The sequence below is a fragment of the Idiomarina abyssalis genome, assembly GCF_900116625.1.
In the GTDB taxonomy this organism is placed as follows: Bacteria; Pseudomonadota; Gammaproteobacteria; order Enterobacterales; family Alteromonadaceae; genus Idiomarina; species Idiomarina abyssalis.
Genome location: NZ_FPBE01000001.1, coordinates 754,219 through 773,385 on the forward strand (window position 1 = coordinate 754,219; position 19,167 = coordinate 773,385).

General features: G+C 47.0%; 24 protein-coding genes. 3 read left to right on the forward strand and 21 right to left on the reverse strand.

Annotation, left to right across the window (positions count from 1 at the left end):
- Positions 1-27: 27 nt before the first annotated feature.
- The 19 genes from BM359_RS03705 to rpoE form a co-directional block, all read right to left on the reverse strand.
- A complete protein-coding gene (locus tag BM359_RS03705) occupies positions 28-243 on the reverse strand; it encodes a hypothetical protein (protein WP_054488092.1) in 216 nt (71 codons plus the stop codon).
- Positions 244-256: 13 nt separating this feature from the next.
- A complete protein-coding gene (locus tag BM359_RS03710) occupies positions 257-736 on the reverse strand; it encodes an energy transducer TonB (protein WP_054488093.1) in 480 nt (159 codons plus the stop codon).
- Between the two features lie 6 nt (positions 737-742).
- A complete protein-coding gene (locus BM359_RS13065; RefSeq protein WP_159430337.1) occupies positions 743-913 on the reverse strand; it encodes a hypothetical protein in 171 nt (56 codons plus the stop codon).
- A gap of 60 nt (positions 914-973) precedes the next feature.
- Positions 974-1,306 carry a hypothetical protein gene (locus BM359_RS03715; protein WP_054488095.1) on the reverse strand — a complete coding sequence of 111 codons (333 nt, stop codon included), beginning with the start codon at positions 1,304-1,306 and terminating at the stop codon, positions 974-976.
- Between the two features lie 105 nt (positions 1,307-1,411).
- Positions 1,412-1,906 carry a hypothetical protein gene (locus BM359_RS03720; protein WP_054488097.1) on the reverse strand — a complete coding sequence of 165 codons (495 nt, stop codon included), beginning with the start codon at positions 1,904-1,906 and terminating at the stop codon, positions 1,412-1,414.
- Between the two features lie 189 nt (positions 1,907-2,095).
- Complete coding sequence (gene mazG, locus BM359_RS03725) at positions 2,096-2,869, reverse strand: nucleoside triphosphate pyrophosphohydrolase (RefSeq protein ID WP_082332140.1); 774 nt, start codon at positions 2,867-2,869, stop codon at positions 2,096-2,098.
- A 41-nt stretch (positions 2,870-2,910) separates the two neighbouring features.
- Positions 2,911-5,100 (reverse strand): GTP diphosphokinase, encoded by a 2,190-nt coding sequence (relA, locus tag BM359_RS03730; RefSeq protein WP_054488100.1) that lies wholly within the window; start codon positions 5,098-5,100, stop codon positions 2,911-2,913.
- Positions 5,101-5,103: 3 nt separating this feature from the next.
- The gene (locus tag BM359_RS03735) at positions 5,104-6,465 is read right to left on the reverse strand and encodes a class I SAM-dependent RNA methyltransferase family protein (RefSeq protein ID WP_054488101.1); all 1,362 of its coding nucleotides are present in this window, start codon (positions 6,463-6,465) and stop codon (positions 5,104-5,106) included.
- A gap of 21 nt (positions 6,466-6,486) precedes the next feature.
- Positions 6,487-6,867, reverse strand: coding sequence for a holo-ACP synthase (gene acpS / locus BM359_RS03740; RefSeq protein WP_054488105.1), 381 nt, complete (start codon positions 6,865-6,867; stop codon positions 6,487-6,489).
- Positions 6,867-7,595 (reverse strand): pyridoxine 5'-phosphate synthase, encoded by a 729-nt coding sequence (gene pdxJ / locus BM359_RS03745; protein ID WP_054488538.1) that lies wholly within the window; start codon positions 7,593-7,595, stop codon positions 6,867-6,869. Before pdxJ ends, acpS begins: the two co-directional genes overlap by 1 nt.
- 3 nt (positions 7,596-7,598) lie before the next feature.
- Positions 7,599-8,312: a DNA repair protein RecO gene (recO, locus tag BM359_RS03750; protein WP_054488107.1), complete on the reverse strand. Its 714-nt coding sequence runs from the start codon at positions 8,310-8,312 to the stop codon at positions 7,599-7,601.
- Positions 8,313-8,315: 3 nt separating this feature from the next.
- Complete coding sequence (gene era, locus BM359_RS03755) at positions 8,316-9,233, reverse strand: GTPase Era (RefSeq protein ID WP_054488110.1); 918 nt, start codon at positions 9,231-9,233, stop codon at positions 8,316-8,318.
- The gene (gene rnc / locus BM359_RS03760; RefSeq protein ID WP_054488112.1) at positions 9,230-9,919 is read right to left on the reverse strand and encodes a ribonuclease III; all 690 of its coding nucleotides are present in this window, start codon (positions 9,917-9,919) and stop codon (positions 9,230-9,232) included. The genes era and rnc overlap by 4 nt, the downstream gene beginning before the upstream one ends.
- The gene (lepB, locus tag BM359_RS03765) at positions 9,916-10,836 is read right to left on the reverse strand and encodes a signal peptidase I (RefSeq protein ID WP_054488114.1); all 921 of its coding nucleotides are present in this window, start codon (positions 10,834-10,836) and stop codon (positions 9,916-9,918) included. Before lepB ends, rnc begins: the two co-directional genes overlap by 4 nt.
- 3 nt (positions 10,837-10,839) lie before the next feature.
- Positions 10,840-12,651: a translation elongation factor 4 gene (lepA, locus tag BM359_RS03770; RefSeq protein ID WP_054488116.1), complete on the reverse strand. Its 1,812-nt coding sequence runs from the start codon at positions 12,649-12,651 to the stop codon at positions 10,840-10,842.
- 94 nt (positions 12,652-12,745) lie between these two features.
- Entirely contained in the window at positions 12,746-13,195 is a 450-nt protein-coding gene (locus BM359_RS03775; protein WP_054488117.1) for a SoxR reducing system RseC family protein, read from the reverse strand.
- Positions 13,195-14,160 carry a MucB/RseB C-terminal domain-containing protein gene (locus BM359_RS03780; RefSeq protein ID WP_054488118.1) on the reverse strand — a complete coding sequence of 322 codons (966 nt, stop codon included), beginning with the start codon at positions 14,158-14,160 and terminating at the stop codon, positions 13,195-13,197. Before BM359_RS03780 ends, BM359_RS03775 begins: the two co-directional genes overlap by 1 nt.
- A 4-nt stretch (positions 14,161-14,164) precedes the next feature.
- Complete coding sequence (locus BM359_RS03785; RefSeq protein WP_054488119.1) at positions 14,165-14,749, reverse strand: sigma-E factor negative regulatory protein; 585 nt, start codon at positions 14,747-14,749, stop codon at positions 14,165-14,167.
- A gap of 17 nt (positions 14,750-14,766) precedes the next feature.
- On the reverse strand, positions 14,767-15,345 hold the full coding sequence (gene rpoE / locus BM359_RS03790) for an RNA polymerase sigma factor RpoE (RefSeq protein WP_054488120.1): 579 nt from the start codon (positions 15,343-15,345) through the stop codon (positions 14,767-14,769).
- Positions 15,346-15,490: 145 nt separating this feature from the next.
- Here rpoE and nadB point away from each other — a divergent pair, with 145 nt between their 5' ends.
- Positions 15,491-17,104, forward strand: coding sequence for an L-aspartate oxidase (gene nadB, locus BM359_RS03795; RefSeq protein ID WP_054488121.1), 1,614 nt, complete (start codon positions 15,491-15,493; stop codon positions 17,102-17,104).
- Positions 17,105-17,114: 10 nt separating this feature from the next.
- Here nadB and BM359_RS03800 read toward each other — a convergent pair whose 3' ends face one another.
- Entirely contained in the window at positions 17,115-17,384 is a 270-nt protein-coding gene (locus BM359_RS03800) for a hypothetical protein (protein ID WP_054488122.1), read from the reverse strand.
- Positions 17,381-17,653, reverse strand: coding sequence for an FAD assembly factor SdhE (locus BM359_RS03805; RefSeq protein WP_054488124.1), 273 nt, complete (start codon positions 17,651-17,653; stop codon positions 17,381-17,383). Before BM359_RS03805 ends, BM359_RS03800 begins: the two co-directional genes overlap by 4 nt.
- An 80-nt stretch (positions 17,654-17,733) precedes the next feature.
- Between BM359_RS03805 and ygfZ the strand changes: the two genes are divergently transcribed.
- Both ygfZ and BM359_RS03815 read left to right on the forward strand, forming a co-directional pair.
- Positions 17,734-18,627 (forward strand): CAF17-like 4Fe-4S cluster assembly/insertion protein YgfZ, encoded by an 894-nt coding sequence (ygfZ, locus tag BM359_RS03810; RefSeq protein WP_054488126.1) that lies wholly within the window; start codon positions 17,734-17,736, stop codon positions 18,625-18,627.
- A gap of 4 nt (positions 18,628-18,631) precedes the next feature.
- Positions 18,632-19,114: an FKBP-type peptidyl-prolyl cis-trans isomerase gene (locus BM359_RS03815; RefSeq protein WP_054488128.1), complete on the forward strand. Its 483-nt coding sequence runs from the start codon at positions 18,632-18,634 to the stop codon at positions 19,112-19,114.
- The last annotated feature ends 53 nt before the right edge of the window (positions 19,115-19,167 follow it).

Below are 19,167 nucleotides of genomic sequence, written 5' to 3' on the forward strand. Positions count from 1 at the left end.
CTTAAGCCTTAGATATTGCTTTCTTTCCTAAGCTTCAAGTGCTTTTCGCTTTCGATAAGGCTGGATTAAAAGCCTCCAGACCCAATAGCCAGTTGCAATTGCATAAAGCACATTTTTACCTAAAAACATCCAGTCAAAACCGGTACCTGGCCAAAAGAAAAGGATATCAACCACTGCTCCGATGAAAACTAATAAACAAACAACAGCGACTATAAACAAAAGGGAATCTTTTAAATCTTTCATTACTTACTCCCAGTTAACGCACCATCATACCGCGCGAGTATATAATATCTTCACCCGGGCAAGAATATTCTGGCTCCATCGTTGAGCAAGCCTGGCCGGCTTTATCGAAACAGAAGTCAAAACGCGTTTGGGTTTTCACAGGCTCAGAAATAATGTTGTTGGGAAGGTCTTTCCATTTCCAGTGTGTAACGACGTCTTGAGCTGTCGCGGCGAAATGCTTGTTAGTCGACTTAACAACCACGATGTCTCTGACGTTATTCTCAGGCGTTATTACGTATTCAATGGTAGCGCAACCTTCCATTGAATTAATAACAGCTTGCTGAGGATACCTTGCCGGGAACCGTTCCAACTGCGCCCACTTCGATTTGCCAAGCTCATTATCCACAACCGGTAGATTGGGATACTCAACAGTAGTGCTGGTAGTTTTGCAGCCACTAATCAACAGTGCGCTTATTACCAAAATAAAAGAGAAAACAGTAAAGTGTTTAGTCATGACTAATTAATTCCTGGAGTTAGGCTTAAGAGAGTGATAAACCGCAAAAATGACCGTGCAGAATACGCCAACAAAAATAGCGCGATACCAGTCTGCACCGGAGATCCCATTCGTCAATACTTGATAGATAGCCACACCAGCGCCAATTCCCAGGCCAGTGAATAATGCATTCTTCATTTTTATTCTCCGCCTATTGCAAATACCTTGAAATCCATAATTGCCTAAAAGCAGCGATATCTATGCATCCGACTTGTTTTCTTTATTATTAATGTACTTTGAGAACTGGTTTTCCAGAGAAACTACAGCCGCAGCAACACCACCAATCAGCAAAAAGAAAATGCAAGATGCGAACCCCCACACCCCGGTAAGAATCGATGGAATCCCGAATCGTGGTGAAGATATGGTTGCTCCGTCTCCGAGGCTATGTGTTCCACCAGTAAAGAAGATTAGAAGTATAAACCCAATTGAGAAAAGCAGAATAAGCAAGCCTATGATAGTGGTTGCTCTTGCAGCAAACAGAAGTAAGCCGAGCTTTTCAGTTTTAATTTTTGAATAAGGGTATAACGTCATAGATTTCCTCAACGCTGTAATCCGTTAACAACGGTGATGCTTGCTTGAAGTATCATTTGACCGTTCGATGTATGACTTCAACCAGCTGTACTAGCTTGTTATATACTAAAACTGATAACCAACCTGCAGTAGAACACCACTGGTTGAATCATCGTAATCCGAGTTTGTCGCGTGCGCAGAAACACCGAAAGTAAAGCCCAGTTTATCTATTCCATTCATAAAATAGGTATAACTGACACCCGCCCCAGAATATTCATTCTCATAAACATTCAAGTTTCCGTTCTCTATCCTGGCGTTAGTCTCATGGCCCGCTTTGGTTACATAAACACCTAAGCCGTGTTTATTTGAGTTAGAGTTAAAAAGATCGGTGACGATCCAACCAGCACCAAAACCGCAGGTAAGCCCATAGTTTGAGCTGTACTCTACACAGCCAGCCGATAGATATTTCATGTCAGTCCTGGACACCAGAGCGACATTTGCACCTAACCCGCTATAAGCAGCTCCGATACCAACACCAACAGAATATTGCTTATCCGCTTCAAGTTCATTGGCACCTGCTGAAATGGAAATTAACGAGACAAGTAGCCCTAATTTTTTCAAAATACATCCTTATATTAAGTTAATAATTACCAGGTAAACTGAATGTTTAATATTGATCAAACACTAAACTATAATCACTATTCAGTGCCAATGTATAAAATATGTTAGTAATCATAAAGAAGTGAAACTTGAAAAGCAAAGGTTGATTACAAACCTTATCTGACATGAATATCGGGGTACGCTACGCCATTAGCCCTGCTTGGCCTGCTGCCAAAGAGCTTCAAGTTCATCGAGGTTGCAGTCGGTAGCGTGTTTGCCCTTCTCACTCAAGCGCTGCTCTATAGTCTGAAAACGGCTTTTGAACTTTTCATTGGCGCGCTGCAATGCGGCTTCGGGGTTTACTTGTTTGTGGCGGGCTAAATTTACAACGGCAAATAGCAGATCACCAATTTCCTCTTCAATGTGGTCCTGGTCTGTAGCTTCTTTTACTTCCTGTATTTCTTCGTCCACTTTGGCGTAAACAGGCTCCGCCTCGGTCCAGTCAAAGCCCACTGACGCAGCACGTTTTTGCAGCTTAGCGGCTTTTAAAACGCTGGGCAGTTGACTGGGGATGTCATCAAACACGGAGCCTTTAGCGTCCTTTTTTGCGCGCTCCTGCTGCTTTATTTGTTCCCACTGAGCCTTAATTTCCGCGTCGGACAAGTTGCGCTCGGCATCGGTGCCAAATACATGGGGATGTCTACTTATTAGCTTATCGGCAGTATGCGCGGCTATGTCGTCCAGTTCAAACTGCTGTTCTTCTCGCGCTAACTGGGCATAGAAAACCACCTGAAAGAGCAAATCACCCAGTTCATCCTTTATCGACTGCCAGTTTCCCGACTGAATAGCATCAACAACTTCATAGGTTTCCTCAATGGTGTAAGGAATTAACGAGGTCATGTTTTGCTTTAAGTCCCATGGACAACCGCTTTCTGGGTTGCGTAGCTGTGTCATAACCCGTTGCAGCTGTTGCATTCCTTTCACTGAGGTACCTCCACTGTTTTATTGGCTAATGTTCTAAAGGGCTAATGTTTTAAAGTGATTCGCTGGATCTGTTCAACACCGTGCACCTGTCGCAGTCTGTCCATAATTCGACTGAGTGCGTCGCTGTCTTTTACCGTTAAGGTTAACACCACAGTAGCTGACTGTGACTGAGCATCGCTTTCACTGTCCATTTGCGCTACCGCAGCCTTTTCGTTCGACAACACGCTGGTGATATCATGCAGAAGCCCGTTACGGTCTAATGCGGATACTCGCAGACTGGCACGGTATTCTTGTTTGGAGTGCCCCGACCAGGACACTTCAATGCCGCGTTCAGGGTGTTGGTGCAATAAATGCGTTAACTGATCACAGTCGCTATGGTGCACAGATACGCCCCTACCCTGAGTAATAAACCCGGTAATAGGCTCACCCGGCAGGGGCTCGCAACAATTGGCAAAGTGCATCATTAAGTTACCAATGCCTTCTACTGTTACATCAGACTTTGGTGTTTTCGGCGACTGTTTGGCTTTACGACGCTTAGTTAAACGCTCAACCTTATCGACTTCGGTTTCCTGCGGTTTCAGGAAGTTCACCACCTGATGTAAGCGCACATCACCAGCGCCAATAGCGGCGAGTAAGTCATCCAGTGTGGCCACATTAAATCGCTCTACCGCTTTGTTCGCGTCCTGCACATGCAACTGATGCTTCTGCAGTTCGTTTTCCAGCAGTTCTTTGCCCGCCTGAAGGTTCTTTTCTCTGTCTTCTTTTTTGAAGTAGGTATGAACCTTGGCTCGCGCCCTAGAGGAATGCAAATATCCGAGCTGTGGGTTAAGCCAGTCACGCCGTGGTTGAGCATTCTTCTGAGTTAAAATTTCAACCCTGTCACCATTCTGCAATTGATAGGTAAAAGGCACAATGCGACCGTCGATCTTCGCGCCAATGCACTTGTGGCCAACCTGGCTGTGAATATAATAAGCAAAGTCCAGAGGCGTAGAGCCCATGGGTAAATCGACTACCTCGCCTTTTGGGGTAAAAACGTAAACGCGGTCTTCAAATACCTGCGAGCGAATTTCATCCACCAGAGTTTCGCTGCCGGCCATATCCTCGTGCCAGGCTAATAGCTTACGCAGCCAGGCTATTTTGTCTTCAAAACCGTGACGTTTACCCGCCGATGCGCCTTCTTTGTACATCCAGTGCGCGGCTACGCCCAGCTCGGCGTCGTCGTGCATGTCGTGCGAACGTATCTGAATTTCAACGTTTTTGTGCTCGGGGCCAATAACCACCGTATGGATAGACTGATAACCGTTTGGCTTGGGTGTTGCCACGTAGTCATCAAACTCGGACGCGATATGCCGCCAGCGCGAGTGCACCACACCCAAGGCTGCGTAGCAGTCTTTCAGATTGTGCGTCAGAATACGTACAGCGCGAATATCGAACAGCTGATCAAACTGCAGATGCTTTTTCTGCATTTTGCGCCAAATCGAGTAGATGTGCTTAGGGCGTCCATAAACGTCCGCATCGATACCTTGCTGTCTCAGCGCGTTTTGCAGCTCAGAGACAAAATTATCAATATATTGCTCGCGGTCGGTCCGACGCTCATGCAGGCGTTTGGCAATGGTTTTATAGGTATTAGGGTGCAAATAGCGAAAGGAGATGTCTTCCAGCTCCCATTTCAGCTGGCCTATGCCTAAGCAATTGGCCAACGGCGCGTAAATTTCAGCACACTCTTTGGCGGCCAGCACCCGAGTTTCTTCATCGGCTTTTTTCACTTCACGCAAGTAGCAGATACGCTCTGCCAGTTTTATCAATACGGCACGCACGTCTTCTACCATGGACAATAGCATGCGTCGCACATTATCTATTTGGCCGCCGTCGGGCTGGCCGTGCTGAAAATGCTGTAAGTCACCGATACTCTGCATTTGTTGCACATTGCGCAACAGCACTACCAGGGTTTTAGACTGTTTACCGTTTAATTTATCTAAATCGAGTTTGCCGGCTTCTAAAAGAGGCATATACAGCGCCGCCAGCAGCGATTCGGCATCGAGCTTGAGCGGAGCCAGTATTTCAACCATTTCCTGGCCTTTTAACAGCGCTGCTTCTTCTTTCGGAAATTGCTGCTTTAACTGCTCCAGAGTGCTTTCTAATGGCTCAGGATCACTCACAGCGTTCAGCCAATGCTGTTCACTGTCTTTATACTTGGGATCATCCACGTGGGTACTGCGTACATGGACCATGATTTACGACGCTCGTTCCAGACAAACCATGGTTTCAATGTGATGCGTTTGCGGGAACATGTCAACTGTGCAGAGCTTAGTTATACGGTAGTCGGAGCTCTTTTTATCAGATTTTAACCCAGCGATTATAGCCAAGTCGCGCGCGAGTGTGTCAGGCGCACAAGACACATACACAATTCGGGAAGGTCGTTGCTCAGGTTTGAGCTTTTTGAGTAATGTCATAACACCTTCCGCGCCCGGACGTGCCGGGTCCAGACACCATAAATCTGCAGGGTTCTTTAAGTCGGACGCACTAATGTCATTCAAGTCAGCAGACAGCGGCGTTAAGTTATTCAAACCGTTGGCTTCTGCGTTGCTGAGCGTTTGCTTCGCCATGCGGTAGACTCCTTCGACGGCTAACACAGATTTCGACCGGCGTGCCAGTGGAATGCTGAAATTACCAATACCTGCGAAAAAGTCATACACTCGCTGTGTTTTCTCAGGTGCTAGCCAGTCGATCGCCTGCTGCACCATACGTTCGTTAATACCGCCGTTAACCTGCAGAAAGTCACCCGGCTGAAAGTAGAGTTTGTCACCGTCTATGGAGGTATCAAAGGGTAAACCTGCGTTGTTCAGTGGCGTTAATTCGTTTTCGCTTTGCAGCCAGATATCGATATTATGTTCTGCCTGCCAGCTCCCTAGTGACTGCAGAGCGTCTTTTGGCAAGCTATCCGTTATACGCAATAAAATAACTGGCTTATTGGTGCGAATAGCTTCTAAATGGCCCAGCTTAGTTGCAATACTTGAAGTATTCAGTACCGGATACAGCCTATTCACAGCTTGCAACAAACTTTCGTCGGCCACTAAGCAGTCATCAACCGCAACAATCTGATGGCTTTGCGCTTCCCGGAAACCAATAAGCAGCTTTTGCTCTTTGCCTAACCAGCGCGTTGCTAACCGCACTCGCCTGCGGTACCTTGTGGGCTCGCTAACTAGCGGTGCCTGCCAGGGCAAACTCTCGGTCGCTGAGTCAAACACACCAAACTTCTGGAACAGCTCTTCCACCACTTGTTGTTTGTGGCCTAACTGATAACTTTCAGCCACATGCTGAAAGTCGCAACCACCGCATTGGTCATAGTATTTACAAGGAGCATCCCGGCGGTCAGCGCTTGGCTCCAGAATGCGTTCAAGCGTGCCACTATGCTTGCCGGTTGTTTTGTACTGAATAACTTCGCCGGGTAAGGCCCCCATAATAAAGCGTGTTTGCTTTTTACTACCCTCACCCCGGATAACCGCCCGCGCCTGATGTTCCAACGCAGAAACCTGCGCTCTCAGGGTTTTACTCACGGATTTATTACGCTTCTGCGGTTTAAAGAATTGCGCCATTTTGGTTGTTTTTAACCCAGTTTATTCAGATTCTAAAATGACCGTTGCCACGGCGTAATGCTGCTCGTCGCTTATCGACAAATGACTTGCAACAACCTTCATCTCTTCAATCCATTGTGCGGCAGTATCTGTGAAATGCCAGCCCGGCTTACCAAACTCGTCGTGAATCACTTGCATATGTTGGAATGAAAGTCCGGCCGAAATGCCCCGCCCAAAGGCTTTAGCACAAGCTTCTTTAGCGGCAAATCGTTTGGCTAAATACGCCGCTTCGTCAACCGATGCGCTCATTTCTTCCTGTTCTGTCGGGGTCAATACACGCTTGGTCAAACTATCGCCGCGCGCTAACGACTTCTCGATACGAGACACTTCAATGATGTCCGTACCCAGTCCTACTATCGCCATTATCTTGCCTTATCGAGTATCTCCCGCATATCGCGGACAGCTTTATCCAGACCATCTAGTACCGCACGGGCAATAATAGAATGACCAATGTTCAGTTCTACCATTTGTGGTATTTGTGCAACTTCTAACGTGTTGTGGTAGTGCAGACCATGTCCGGCGTTTACCTGCAACCCAATAGAGTGCGCATATTCGGCAGCTTCCATTAAGCGAGCTAATTCCCGTGTTTTCTCTTGCTCGGTTTCTGCTTCAGCGTATTGCCCCGTATGCAGTTCAATAATAGGGGCACCAGCATTTCTAGCGGCGTCTATTTGCTCGCGGTCAGCATCAATAAACAACGACACCTGAATACCAGCCTCAGTCAGTCGTTGAGTTGCCTGGGTAATAGAGTTCAGTTGACCAGCAACATCAAGGCCGCCTTCTGTCGTCAGTTCTTCACGCTTTTCCGGCACCAGGCAACTGAATGTCGGCTTTGTTTTTATCGCTATATCCAACATTTCCTCTGTTACGGCCATTTCTAAGTTCATTGGCACATTCAGAGTCTGCTTTAGCATGGCAACATCGCGGTCAGTAATGTGGCGACGGTCTTCACGCAAATGAATGGTAATGCCGTCAGCACCTGCACGCTCGGCAATGCCAGCCGCAGCAACGGGGTCGGGGTAGCGCACGCCTCGTGCATTACGCAAAGTGGCTACGTGGTCAATGTTAACGCCCAGACGCAGACCTTTCATCATTTAGCTCCTCTCACTTGGGTGATTTCCGCGGAACAATTCACGACTGCGCAGTGGTTTATCGCCTAAGTAAACAGATAAAGCGTCACGCATAATGTATTTCAATTGCCGTAAACGGCTCTCGTCATCAACGTCCCAGGCGGCCAGTTTTTCAATATCAGCCACCAAATACGCTCGTTGTTGATCATCTCTGGCTTGTGTCACAAAACCATGATCGGGAATAAAATAACACCAGTCGTAATTCGATAATGCCTGACCACTATCAGCATCATAATACCAGTCAAAAGCAGCGCCAAGGTGTTGCAACAAATGCCATTCGAACTGACGTAAAGCTGGCTCTACACGCTCACTCGCGGTCATATTATGCAAAGTGGATAAATAACTTTGGAACAATTCAGAAGCTTCACCTTCTGCTGGTACCAAGCGCTGAATCAGCTCATTAAGGTAAAAGCCGCTATAGAGTTTCTCGCCTTGTAGCTGCAACCTTTCGGTGGTCTGCTGCGGCTCGAGTAAGGTTAAGGTTTTTAACTCGCTGCGCCCCTGAAACTCGGCCAGTAGAGGTATAAAGGGCTGAGCCAGACCGCGCCATGGGCTTTTCGGGCGTTTTGCGCCTTTGGCAACAACCCGGACTCGTCCGTCATTTTCGGTGAACAAGTCCAGTATCAGACTGGTTTCCTGATAGTCCCAACGATGCAACACCAGTGCCCGCTGCGCCACTGTTTAGTCCTCGCGGTAACCCAGACTCTTCAATGCGCGCTCGTCGTCTGACCAGCCCGATTTCACTTTTACCCAAAGCTTCATCATCACCTTATTATCCAGCAGTTTTTCCAGGTCACGACGAGCTTCAGTGCCTATCGTTTTCAACTTACTGCCGCCCTGCCCAATAATCATACGCTTCTGCGCGTCGCGCTCTACCAGTATTAACGCATGAATATGGGTAGTTCCCTTATCAGAATGGCCGAACTGCTCAATTTCTACCGTGGTTTCGTATGGCAGCTCGTCGCCGGTAAAGCGCATCAGTTTCTCGCGAATAATTTCTGCCGCCATAAAGCGTACTGAACGATCGGTGACATAGTCTTCCGGATAATAGTGATACCCCGGTTGCAAATGACTGCGGACAATTTTGCGCAACTCGTCGATATTATCACCGTGAGTCGCCGATATTGGCAAAATAGCAGCAAATGAATGCTGTTCATTCAACCACTGCAAATGCGGTAATAATCGTTCTTTGTCTTTAAGCTGGTCGACCTTATTAACCAATAGTACAACGGGTGTTTTGCTGCGCTGAATTTTCTCCAGCACCATTTTGTCATCTTCCAGCCACTTTAAGTTCTCGACAACAAAGAGCACTAAGTCGACGTCTTTTAAAGCAGACGAAGCGGTTTGGTTCATCACACGGTTAATCGCGCGAGGCTCTTCTTTATGCATACCCGGCGTATCCACATAAATAGCCTGGCAGTCGCCATCGGTATCAACGCCCAGAATACGGTGTCGGGTCGTTTGAGGTTTATTGGAGGTAATACTGATTTTTTGTCCAAGCAAATGGTTAATCAGTGTCGACTTACCTACGTTAGGACGACCAACGATGGCAACAAAGCCACTGTGTTTATTCTCATCCAGTTCAATATCCAGCGTCATGCGCTCTCCTGCAAATGTTCTAAAGCGGCCGTTGCTGCTGCCTGTTCGGCTTTACGGCGGCTGGTACCTGTGCCTTTAAAAGGGTCATCGATACCTTCTACAGAACAGTTTACGGTAAATTGTTGGTTGTGAGCCTGACCCTGCGTAGCAACAACGTCGTACTCGGGTAAAGGCTGCTGGCGTGATTGCAGTAATTCTTGCAATCGGGTTTTAGGGTCTTTCTGACTGACGCCTGGCTTAATTTGTTCCAGTTGTGGTTGAAACCAGTTCAGTATCACTTGGCGGACAGTATCTATTTCACTATCGAGATAAATGGCGCCAATAATTGCCTCTACTGCGTCAGCCAATATAGACTCACGACGATACCCGCCGCTTTTTAGCTCACCTTGCCCCAGAGACAAAAAGTCACCCAAGCCCATCTTCTTACCAAGCTTAGCCAACGAGCGCCCACAGACTATGGCTGCGCGCATACGGCTTAAATCACCTTCGGCGACATTAGGAAACTGGTGGTATAGAGCCTCGGCTATAACCAGCCCCAAAATGGAGTCACCTAAGAACTCTAAACGTTCGTTATGATTCGATGACGCACTACGGTGGGTCATTGCCTGGCGCAGCAAATCCTGCTGTTCAAAACGATGACCAACAATTTTTTCCAGTTCCGTGAACGGTGGTCTGGGCAAACTCACTCAATACTCCCTAGCCTTTCAAATCGAACTCCGGTAGGAACCCATGACGGCAACCAACTATCGCGACTGCGATCCATTTCAAAACTCATCCAGATAAATACGGCTCTACCGACCAGTAATTCCTCATCAACAAATCCCCAGTAGCGGCTGTCACGAGAGTTATCGCGGTTATCACCCATTGCAAAGTATTGGCCTTCCGGTATCACCCATTCATCTCTTTGGGTGCCCGGCTGATTAAAGTACATTGCCATACGTGACGCAACACGCGGGTCTACGAGAATGTCGTGAGTTACGTTACCTAAGTCTTCGCTGTATGTCCGTAGCGGTGACGAGCCGGAGAAATAGGTGCCGTCTTCTTTTAATGACGATTTAACGACTTTCATTTCTTCACAGTCGCGTTGACCTTCAGCACACGCCGGTTGAATATAAAGTGTTTTATTACGGTATATAATGCGATCACCGGGCAAACCCACGATACGTTTTATATAGTCAATATTTGGGTTTTCCGGATACTTAAACACAGCGATGTCACCGCGCTCAGGTTGATTTGTTTCAACTAAAGTTTCCTGAAAGACAGGGTCCTTAATACCGTAAGAGAACTTCTCTACCAGAATAAAGTCACCTTTCAGCAAAGTTGGCATCATTGAGCCGGAAGGTATCTGAAATGGCTCATACAGAACGGTGCGAACCACTAACACCAAAGCGATAACAGGAAAAATGGACTCACTCAGTTCCATTAATTTAGGCTGAGGTGCCAGACTCTCTCTTTGTTCATCGGTTAAAGCACTGGTTGTTTTGTTCTCAACCTCAGCAATAACCGCTTTGCGCTTTGGCTTTAATACTCTGGCATCGTAGAGCCAGAACAATCCGGAGATAACAGTAATAAAGGTTAAAATAATTGAAAAATAATTGGCCATTTCCTATTTGCCCACTTTTAAAACCGCAAGGAAGGCTTCCTGAGGCACTTCAACGTTACCCAGGTTCTTCATGCGCTTTTTACCTTCTTTTTGTTTTTGTAAAAGCTTCTTCTTACGACTAATGTCACCGCCATAACATTTAGCTGTTACGTTTTTACGCAGCTGCTTGACCGTTGAACGTGCAATAACATGGTTGCCAATGGTCGCCTGAATCGCGATATCAAACATTTGCCGTGGAATTAACTCACGCATTTTATCAACCAGCAACCGGCCTCGCCCTTCCGCATGATCACGGTGAGTGATCATTGCTAAAGCATCGACGCGGTCGCCATTAATCAATATATCGACACGAACCATGTCCGCAGGTTCAAATTTCTTGAACTGATAATCTAACGATGCGTAGCCACGGCTGGTCGACTTTAATCGGTCAAAGAAGTCCATAACCACTTCAGCCATAGGCAGTTCGTAAGTTACCGAGACTTGTTTACCATGATAAGCCATGGCAGTTTGCACACCACGCTTATCAACACAAAGAGTGATGACATTCCCCAAAAATTCTTGAGGAACCAAAATATTAGCTTCTACAATCGGTTCATAAATGGTTTCGATATCGTTAACCGGCGGCAAGTTAACCGGGTTATCAACTTTCACCATACTACCGTCAGTTTTTTCAACTTCGTAAACCACGGTCGGCGCAGTGGTGATTAAGTCAATATCGTACTCACGTTCAAGTCGCTCCTGGATAATTTCCATGTGCAACATACCAAGGAAGCCACAACGGAAACCAAAGCCAAGCGCTGCTGAGTTTTCTGGTTCATAGAAAAGCGAGGCGTCATTTAACGACAGTTTCCCTAAGGCATCACGAAACGACTCGTAGTCGTCCGAGCTTATCGGGAACATACCCGCATAAACCTGAGGTTTTACTTTTTTAAAGCCCGGAACCGGTTCTTTCGCCGGATTACGCGTGTTGGTCAGCGTATCCCCAACCGGAGCACCTAAAATATCCTTAATGCCAGAAATTACATAGCCCACCTCACCGGTATGCAAAATACCGGTTTCGTGCGGTTTAGGGTCGAAATAACCAACTTTATCTATTTGATGAGACTGTCCGGTAGACATCACAGTCATCTTCTCACCAGCACGTAAAGTACCATTACGCACTCGAACTAAAGAGACCACGCCCTGATAGTTATCAAACCAGGAATCGATGATCAGGGCCTGTAATGGCTCTTCTGGTTCGCCCTTGGGCGGCGGTATTTGCCGGACAATGCGCTCAAGCACGTCGTCAATACCTAAACCAGTTTTAGCCGAACACTGAACTGCATCAACCGCTTCAATGCCCACAATGTCTTCAATTTCCTGAGCAACACCCATGGCATCGGCTTGTGGCAGGTCAATTTTGTTCAGTACCGGTACTACTTCCAGGTCCATTTCAATTGCGGTGTAACAGTTTGCCAACGTCTGGGCTTCTACACCCTGAGCAGCATCAACAACCAGCAAGGCACCTTCACAGCCAGCTAATGAACGTGATACTTCATAAGAAAAGTCAACGTGTCCGGGCGTGTCGATAAAGTTTAGCTGATAGGTCTCACCGTCTTTTGCTGTGTAATAGAGCGTTACACTTTGCGCTTTTATCGTAATACCGCGTTCGCGCTCCAAGTCCATGGAGTCCAGCACTTGCTCGGCCATTTCGCGGTCTGTCAGTCCTCCACAATGCTGGATCAAGCGATCCGACAAGGTCGATTTACCGTGGTCAATGTGAGCGATGATCGAGAAGTTACGAATATTACTTTGCTTGAACGCCCTATTCGGCATTGATGATACCTCTGTAAAACTAAATTCTGGAACTTAAAAAATTAGCCCCGATCATACTCATGTTAGCGGCAAGAACAAAGGACTTTATGCCAGTTCAGGGGTTTGAGTGCTGAACCTCAGCTGAAGCTTCCAGTTTAACCATCGCGTTGACTTGAATATCACGTTTGCGAAACCAGCGTTTTAACCCCCAAAAGGTTAAAGCGAAGCCCGCAAAAGACAGCAAAATAATAAAGCCTTCAGTTAAGGTGCCTGTATTCTCAAGTAATACGGCTATTAGAAGCAGCATCAGTATAGGTAAGCCATAAAGTAATAAAGCAAAACGCGTTACAGCAGTATCAGGTACTTCAAGTTGCACAAGTTCGCCAGGACGAAAAGCTTGTTCCGTTACTACCGTGAACTGTGCATTTCTGTCAGCAAAGACCTTGCTCAGAATACCGGCACCACAGTTAGAAACCTGTGCACACCCAGAGCAGGCTGTTTTAAGTTCAGTTGTTACTGTAACCCGGTTGCCTTCAACCGCGGTAACTTCGGCAATCTCTTTCATTATTTAACTTCTGTCGCTATACGTTGAGCCATGGCCAACGGCACCTGCCCCACAACGGTCACAAGAAAATTATTATACCGCTTTGAGAATAAAGTTTGTGAGGAAGATAGCGCAAGATCGGTTTCCATGCCCTCAGTAAGTTCTGCAACATAAACTGAATACTCTGCCAGACCATCTGAAAACAAGTAATGGTCGACTGGCGTTGAATCTAACACCAGGGTATGACTTTGCTGACTTAATAATCTAAAACCTTGTGGTGCCCAGCGGGGGTGCGCATCATACTGTGTTGGCCTTTTAACTCGAAGGTCCTCAAGCATGGGAGGCATTTCAATATTTTTAATTTCGGTCATTATTTCGGGCGCAGTTTCACGAACAGATAAGCTGGTCAGTTGTACCTGCTCTACCACATCGCCTGACTGATTCAACATAATGACCTTGAGCGGCATACCATGCTTACGATCAATCCATAACGAATAGCTGTAACGCTGGCTGTCTCTGCTTAATATGCGAATATGTTGCGCATTGCGCCCCAAAACCCTCGCGCCTCCACCAACTGTTACCTGGTAGCTATGACTTAAGCGTTCAAAAGGTTCAGCAAAGGCCGCTGGAAGAATTGCAGTGATGCTATCAGATTTTAATGCGTAATTACTGGCAGAGGTATTGAAGTGAGCAACCCGATCATCGACTCTTAAAATACGAAAATCAGGGCCGTTCATTTGAATTAAAAGTTCGGCACTTCCTGCGTCAGGATCGTTGCCCTGTAACCATTGGTAGGGCTCGATTTGATCGCCATGCGCGTGAACTAAAGAAGCTTCAAAATTCAGTTCTGTTAAGGCGACCGCCATACGGTTGAACCAGTCAGCACCGTTCTCTGTTTGTTCGCTATTTTGCTGTGCACTGACAACAGAGCTTCCTGCTAATAAAAAAGCCCCGCATAAAATGGACCGGTACAACCGAGATATCATGATTTTAATTACCTTTGTTGAGCTCCTGCTCAGATTGTTTCTCTTCGCTTTCTGCTTTTTGCTGCAACATAAGTTGTTGCTGGTGATCAATCATGTACGACTGAACCTGGCGACGGCGTTGCTGATCGTTAATTTGTGACATTGGTTCAACCCGATTCAGGCTGACAGGCTCACGACCACCTCCAATTGGGCTGGTTAGTAACGCAGGTTCCGCACTCCCCCCTTCAGGCGTTGCCGGCTGCTGGTAAGTTTGTACGGTCATTACCGCAACAACAGCAACACTGGCCGCGACAGCCACTTTAGCGAAAGGCTGGAACCAGCGTGACGCAGCTTTGTTTTGGCTCTTAGAGCGACCAAAACCTGGTGTCACAACTTTATTAGATTCCTCATTAACACTAATACGAACCTGTTCACTAATGTCCAGGCTGATATCGGCGTTTAAATCCCCTTTAATGGCTGCACGAATAACACTATAACGATGCCATTCCTGCGTTGCCTGTTCATCATCCAGTAGCGCTTCTATTTCATCAGCATTGATGACCTGGTCATCAAACAGCGCGGATGTTGATTCTGATTTGTTCCGAGACATAACTGCCCCTCTTTAGTTTACCGTTCCAGCAACGGTCGGAGTTGATTATCTATTGCTTCCCGAGCGCGAAAGATGCGAGAGCGGACAGTCCCTATAGGGCAATCCATTTCTAGCGCAATTTCCTCGTAACCGAGACCCTCAATTTCCCTTAATGTAATTGCCCGACGTAAGTCTTCAGGCAAATCATCAATTGTTTTCAGTACCACATCTCTGATTTCATCAGACAACATTTGTCTTTCCGGAGACGCACTGTCTCTTAGTGCCCCAGCCCCTTCATAGAATTCTGCGTCTTCAGCATCAATATCGGATGCGGGCGGCTTTCTACCTTGCGAAACCAAATGGTTTTTCGCTGTATTCACCGCAATTCGGTACAACCAGGTATAAAAAGCACTGTCACCACGGAAGTTCGGTAGCGCTCGATACGCTTTTATAAACGCTTCCTGTGCAACATCAGCTACATCACCCTGTTGTTTGACATAACGCGATATCAAACTCATGACTTTGTGCTGATACTTCTTTACCAGCAGATCAAAAGCCCGGTTATCACCTTGTTGTACTCTTTCGACCAGCTGTTGGTCACTCACCTGTTCGCTCATCCGAGCCTGTTCTCCCTTAACCCAGGAACTGCTGGAACTGGCGGCCCGTCCTGTATCTTACTGACTGTGACAGGACCGCATGTAAAAAGTTCGCAAAAATATCGCCAAATGCGTAAAATCGTTCAAAATTCACATTGAGTACTTTATGGAACCTGTTGCAAATTATCAATGCGATGTGCTGATTATTGGTTCGGGAGCCGCGGGTTTAACCACCGCTTTACAGTTGGCTGATGATTTAAAAGTCACCGTCCTAAGTAAAGGCCCGCTGACTGAAGGCTCAACGTTTTATGCTCAAGGCGGCATCGCAGCTGTTTTCGATGAAAATGACAGTATCGAAAGCCATATCGAAGATACCTTAATTGCCGGCGCAGGCCTCTGTGACCCCGAAGCGGTTAAGTTTACCACAGAAAATGCCCGCGCAAGTCTGCAATGGCTTATTGATGCAGGAGTGGGCTTCGATCAGGTGCAATCGAAGGATGACAGCCCTACCTACCATTTAAACCGGGAAGGTGGGCATAGTCACCGCCGAATTCTGCACGCTGCTGACGCCACCGGCAAGGCCGTACAAACCACCTTGCAGAAGAAGGCCTTAGAACACCCGAATATCACCATTTTAGAGCGTTACAATGCCGTTGATTTAATTACCGGCTCACGCATTGGGAAACCTGCCGGCTGTTACGGCGCCTACATCTGGAGTCGCCCTAAAGAACAGGTTGAAACAGTAGCTGCTGGCTGTGTCGTTCTGGCAACAGGCGGAGCCAGTAAAGTGTACCAATATACCAGTAACCCGGATATTGCCAGCGGTGATGGTATAGCCATGGCATGGCGCGCCGGTTGCGCGGTTGCTAATATGGAATTTAATCAATTCCACCCAACCTGCTTGTTTCACCCCAACGCACAAAGCTTTTTACTCACCGAAGCCTTGCGCGGTGAAGGCGCATTACTTAAGCGTCCGGATGGCAGCCGGTTTATGCCTGACTTTCACGAGTCCGCCGAGTTAGCGCCACGCGACGTCGTCGCCCGGGCTATAGACTACGAAATGAAGCGTCTGGGTGCCGACTCTATGTATCTGGATATTTCTCATAAACCTAAAGAGTTTATCCAGCATCATTTCCCCACTATTATGGAGAAATGCCTGTCGCTTGGGATAGACATCAGTAAAGAGCCTATGCCTGTGGTGCCCGCTGCACATTACACTTGTGGTGGTGTAAAGACAGACATGAATGCTGCCACCGATTTACCGAACCTCTATGCAGTTGGTGAAGTTGCCTGTACTGGCCTGCACGGCGCAAACCGCATGGCCAGTAATTCGTTACTGGAGTGCTTGGTCTTTGCTCGTGCCGCGGCTAAAGATATTTTGTCGAAACAGTCACAGCGACAAGCCTTAACTCACCTGCCAGGCTGGGATGAAAGTCAGGTAGCAGACTCCGACGAGGAAGTTATTATTCAGCATAACTGGCACGAGTTACGACTCTTTATGTGGGATTACGTCGGCATTGTCCGCACTACCAAGCGGCTGGAGCGTGCGTTACATCGCATTGAGTTGTTGCAGCGCGAAATTCACGAATACTATTCTCACTTTAAGGTGAGTAATAACCTGCTTGAATTACGGAATTTGGTTCAGGTATCTGAGTTAATCGTAAGAAGTGCTATGAGTCGCAAAGAAAGCCGCGGCTTGCACTATACACTCGATTATCCTGAAACTTTGCCTGAAACAAAGCCAACCGTACTCTCTCCTAAGTTAATCACCCAGGCTTAGCTCTTGAGTGTTAATAATCAGACAACTGCTGCAGTTGGCGTCGCAATTTAAATTGCTGCGCCTGCGGCAGCTGAAACCACCAAATCCATAGCCAGTGGCGTACTTCTTTATTCGTTTCAGTTCTACGGGTGAGAGGTAAAAGCACCAACAAGCCAGCAATAACCAGCGCTTTACTAAAAAACTGCCAGCGCTGCTGTTGCCACCACCAATAACGGCCACATGAAGAAACAGACAGTGTCCCCATTGGCCGCTGTAAATTAAAGAAATGAGCAGGATTCACACTTTGACGCGTGACAGCATAAACTGAACCATGGCGTCGAGCTCTTCATCTTCACACTTCTGGTGTCCCATAAACCAGGCAAAAAGATCCGGGTCATCGCAGGTAACCAGACGACGAAATACTGCTTTCTGCTCTTCGCTCAATTCGTCATAAGCCTGATCGACAAAAGGTTCAAATAATACATCCAGCTCCAGCATTCCCCGGCGGCAGGCCCAACGTAAACGACGCTTGTCTTTAAGTGCTTCTTCCGATTGTTTTAACGGCAACATAAAATCTCCGCAGCAATTGCCCTTGTAATTCGATAATGTGCCCTAATATTACCACGTAAGCCATTTAATAAGGAGTCATTGTGGTTGAGTTAACACAGCATTTTAGTGACGCAAATCTGGACAGCCTTTCCGTTCAACTGACGGATTATGGTATCCTTTCTGTTTCCGGTGCAGATGCTGACAGTTTTTTACAGGGTCAGCTGACATGTGATTTACGCAAACTCGACCAGAATAATTGGTTATATGGCGCACATTGTGATCAAACCGGAAAAGCCTTTAGCGTTTTTTGGCTTTGTCGTGAAGCCGATGCCGTATTGCTGATTATGCATCGCAGTGCAATTGAAGGCTCTTTGGCACAATTAAAGAAATACGGTGTGTTTAGTAAAATTACAGCTGAAGATGTCAGTGACGACTGGAACATTGCAGGTGTTTTTGGCAATAAAGCAGCCAGCGTTGCATCAGAATTTGATGGCCGGGTAATACAGGTTGGGACAAGTCCCGACCAATATCTGTTACTCAGCCAACAACCAATTTCTACGGATTATTCGCAACCCTACTGGGATGCGTTGGAAATTGAACGGGTTCGCCCACAACTTACGTCTGAAAACAACCAGGCGTTTGTCCCGCAAATGATGAATTTGCAGGCGTGGGATGGAATCAGTTTTGACAAAGGATGTTATATCGGCCAGGAGACTATTGCCCGAATGAAGTATTTGGGCAAACAGAAACGGGCACTCTTTCGCTTATCCGGTAAAGTAACGGCTCAAGTTACCCCGGGTATGCAATTAGAGAAAGCCATTGGCGATAACTGGCGTCGTGCAGGTACGGTCATTATGGCAGTGAACCGCACCGACACCCACGTGGACTTACTAGCTGTTTTACCCAGCGATATAGACGCTGACACAGCTATTCGGGTTCGGGATGACGACGCAAGTCTTCTGGAAATACACTCACTGCCTTATCAATTAGGTTAAACTTATGAGCGAAACCATTGCACCAAACAAAGTCGTGGCTATTAACTATGCCGTTAAAACGGAAGATGGCCAGACACTGGACCAGTCTAAAGATGGCAGCCCACTGAACTTCATCCACGGTCGTGGCATGCTGATTCCTGGTCTGGAAAATGCACTGGAAGGCAAATCAGTTGGCGATAACTTCACCGCAGAAGTTAAGCCAGAAGAAGCTTATGGCGAGCGTCATGACGGCTTAATCCAGACTGTACCGCGCAATTTATTCGGCGACAACGAAGTACAGCCTGGTATGCAGTTCCGTGCCAGCACGGATCAAGGCGAGCAGTCTGTCGTTATCGTTGAAGTAAAAGACGACGAAGTGACTGTTGACGGTAACCACCCATTAGCAGGTGTTAACCTGAACTTTGACGTAGAAGTGCTTGAAGTTCGTGATGCGACTGAGCAAGAACTTGAGCACGGTCACGTGCATACTGAAGGCGAAGATCACTAAGCACAGCTTTTTGATTTCGATAAAAGAAACCCGGCTAATTAGCCGGGTTTTTT

Coding starts and splice junctions, on each gene's coding strand:
- BM359_RS03705 (WP_054488092.1), bottom strand. CDS start 243: ATGAAAGATTTAAAAGATTCCCTTTTGTTTATAGTCGCTGTTGTTTGT.
- BM359_RS03710 (WP_054488093.1), bottom strand. CDS start 736: ATGACTAAACACTTTACTGTTTTCTCTTTTATTTTGGTAATAAGCGCA.
- BM359_RS13065 (WP_159430337.1), bottom strand. CDS start 913: ATGAAGAATGCATTATTCACTGGCCTGGGAATTGGCGCTGGTGTGGCT.
- BM359_RS03715 (WP_054488095.1), bottom strand. CDS start 1,306: ATGACGTTATACCCTTATTCAAAAATTAAAACTGAAAAGCTCGGCTTA.
- relA (WP_054488100.1), bottom strand. CDS start 5,100: ATGGTCCATGTACGCAGTACCCACGTGGATGATCCCAAGTATAAAGAC.
- BM359_RS03735 (WP_054488101.1), bottom strand. CDS start 6,465: ATGGCGCAATTCTTTAAACCGCAGAAGCGTAATAAATCCGTGAGTAAA.
- acpS (WP_054488105.1), bottom strand. CDS start 6,867: ATGGCGATAGTAGGACTGGGTACGGACATCATTGAAGTGTCTCGTATC.
- pdxJ (WP_054488538.1), bottom strand. CDS start 7,595: ATGAAAGGTCTGCGTCTGGGCGTTAACATTGACCACGTAGCCACTTTG.
- era (WP_054488110.1), bottom strand. CDS start 9,233: ATGACGCTGGATATTGAACTGGATGAGAATAAACACAGTGGCTTTGTT.
- lepB (WP_054488114.1), bottom strand. CDS start 10,836: ATGGCCAATTATTTTTCAATTATTTTAACCTTTATTACTGTTATCTCC.
- lepA (WP_054488116.1), bottom strand. CDS start 12,651: ATGCCGAATAGGGCGTTCAAGCAAAGTAATATTCGTAACTTCTCGATC.
- BM359_RS03775 (WP_054488117.1), bottom strand. CDS start 13,195: ATGAAAGAGATTGCCGAAGTTACCGCGGTTGAAGGCAACCGGGTTACA.
- BM359_RS03780 (WP_054488118.1), bottom strand. CDS start 14,160: ATGATATCTCGGTTGTACCGGTCCATTTTATGCGGGGCTTTTTTATTA.
- BM359_RS03785 (WP_054488119.1), bottom strand. CDS start 14,749: ATGTCTCGGAACAAATCAGAATCAACATCCGCGCTGTTTGATGACCAG.
- rpoE (WP_054488120.1), bottom strand. CDS start 15,345: ATGAGCGAACAGGTGAGTGACCAACAGCTGGTCGAAAGAGTACAACAA.
- nadB (WP_054488121.1), top strand. CDS start 15,491: ATGGAACCTGTTGCAAATTATCAATGCGATGTGCTGATTATTGGTTCG.
- BM359_RS03805 (WP_054488124.1), bottom strand. CDS start 17,653: ATGTTGCCGTTAAAACAATCGGAAGAAGCACTTAAAGACAAGCGTCGT.
- BM359_RS03815 (WP_054488128.1), top strand. CDS start 18,632: ATGAGCGAAACCATTGCACCAAACAAAGTCGTGGCTATTAACTATGCC.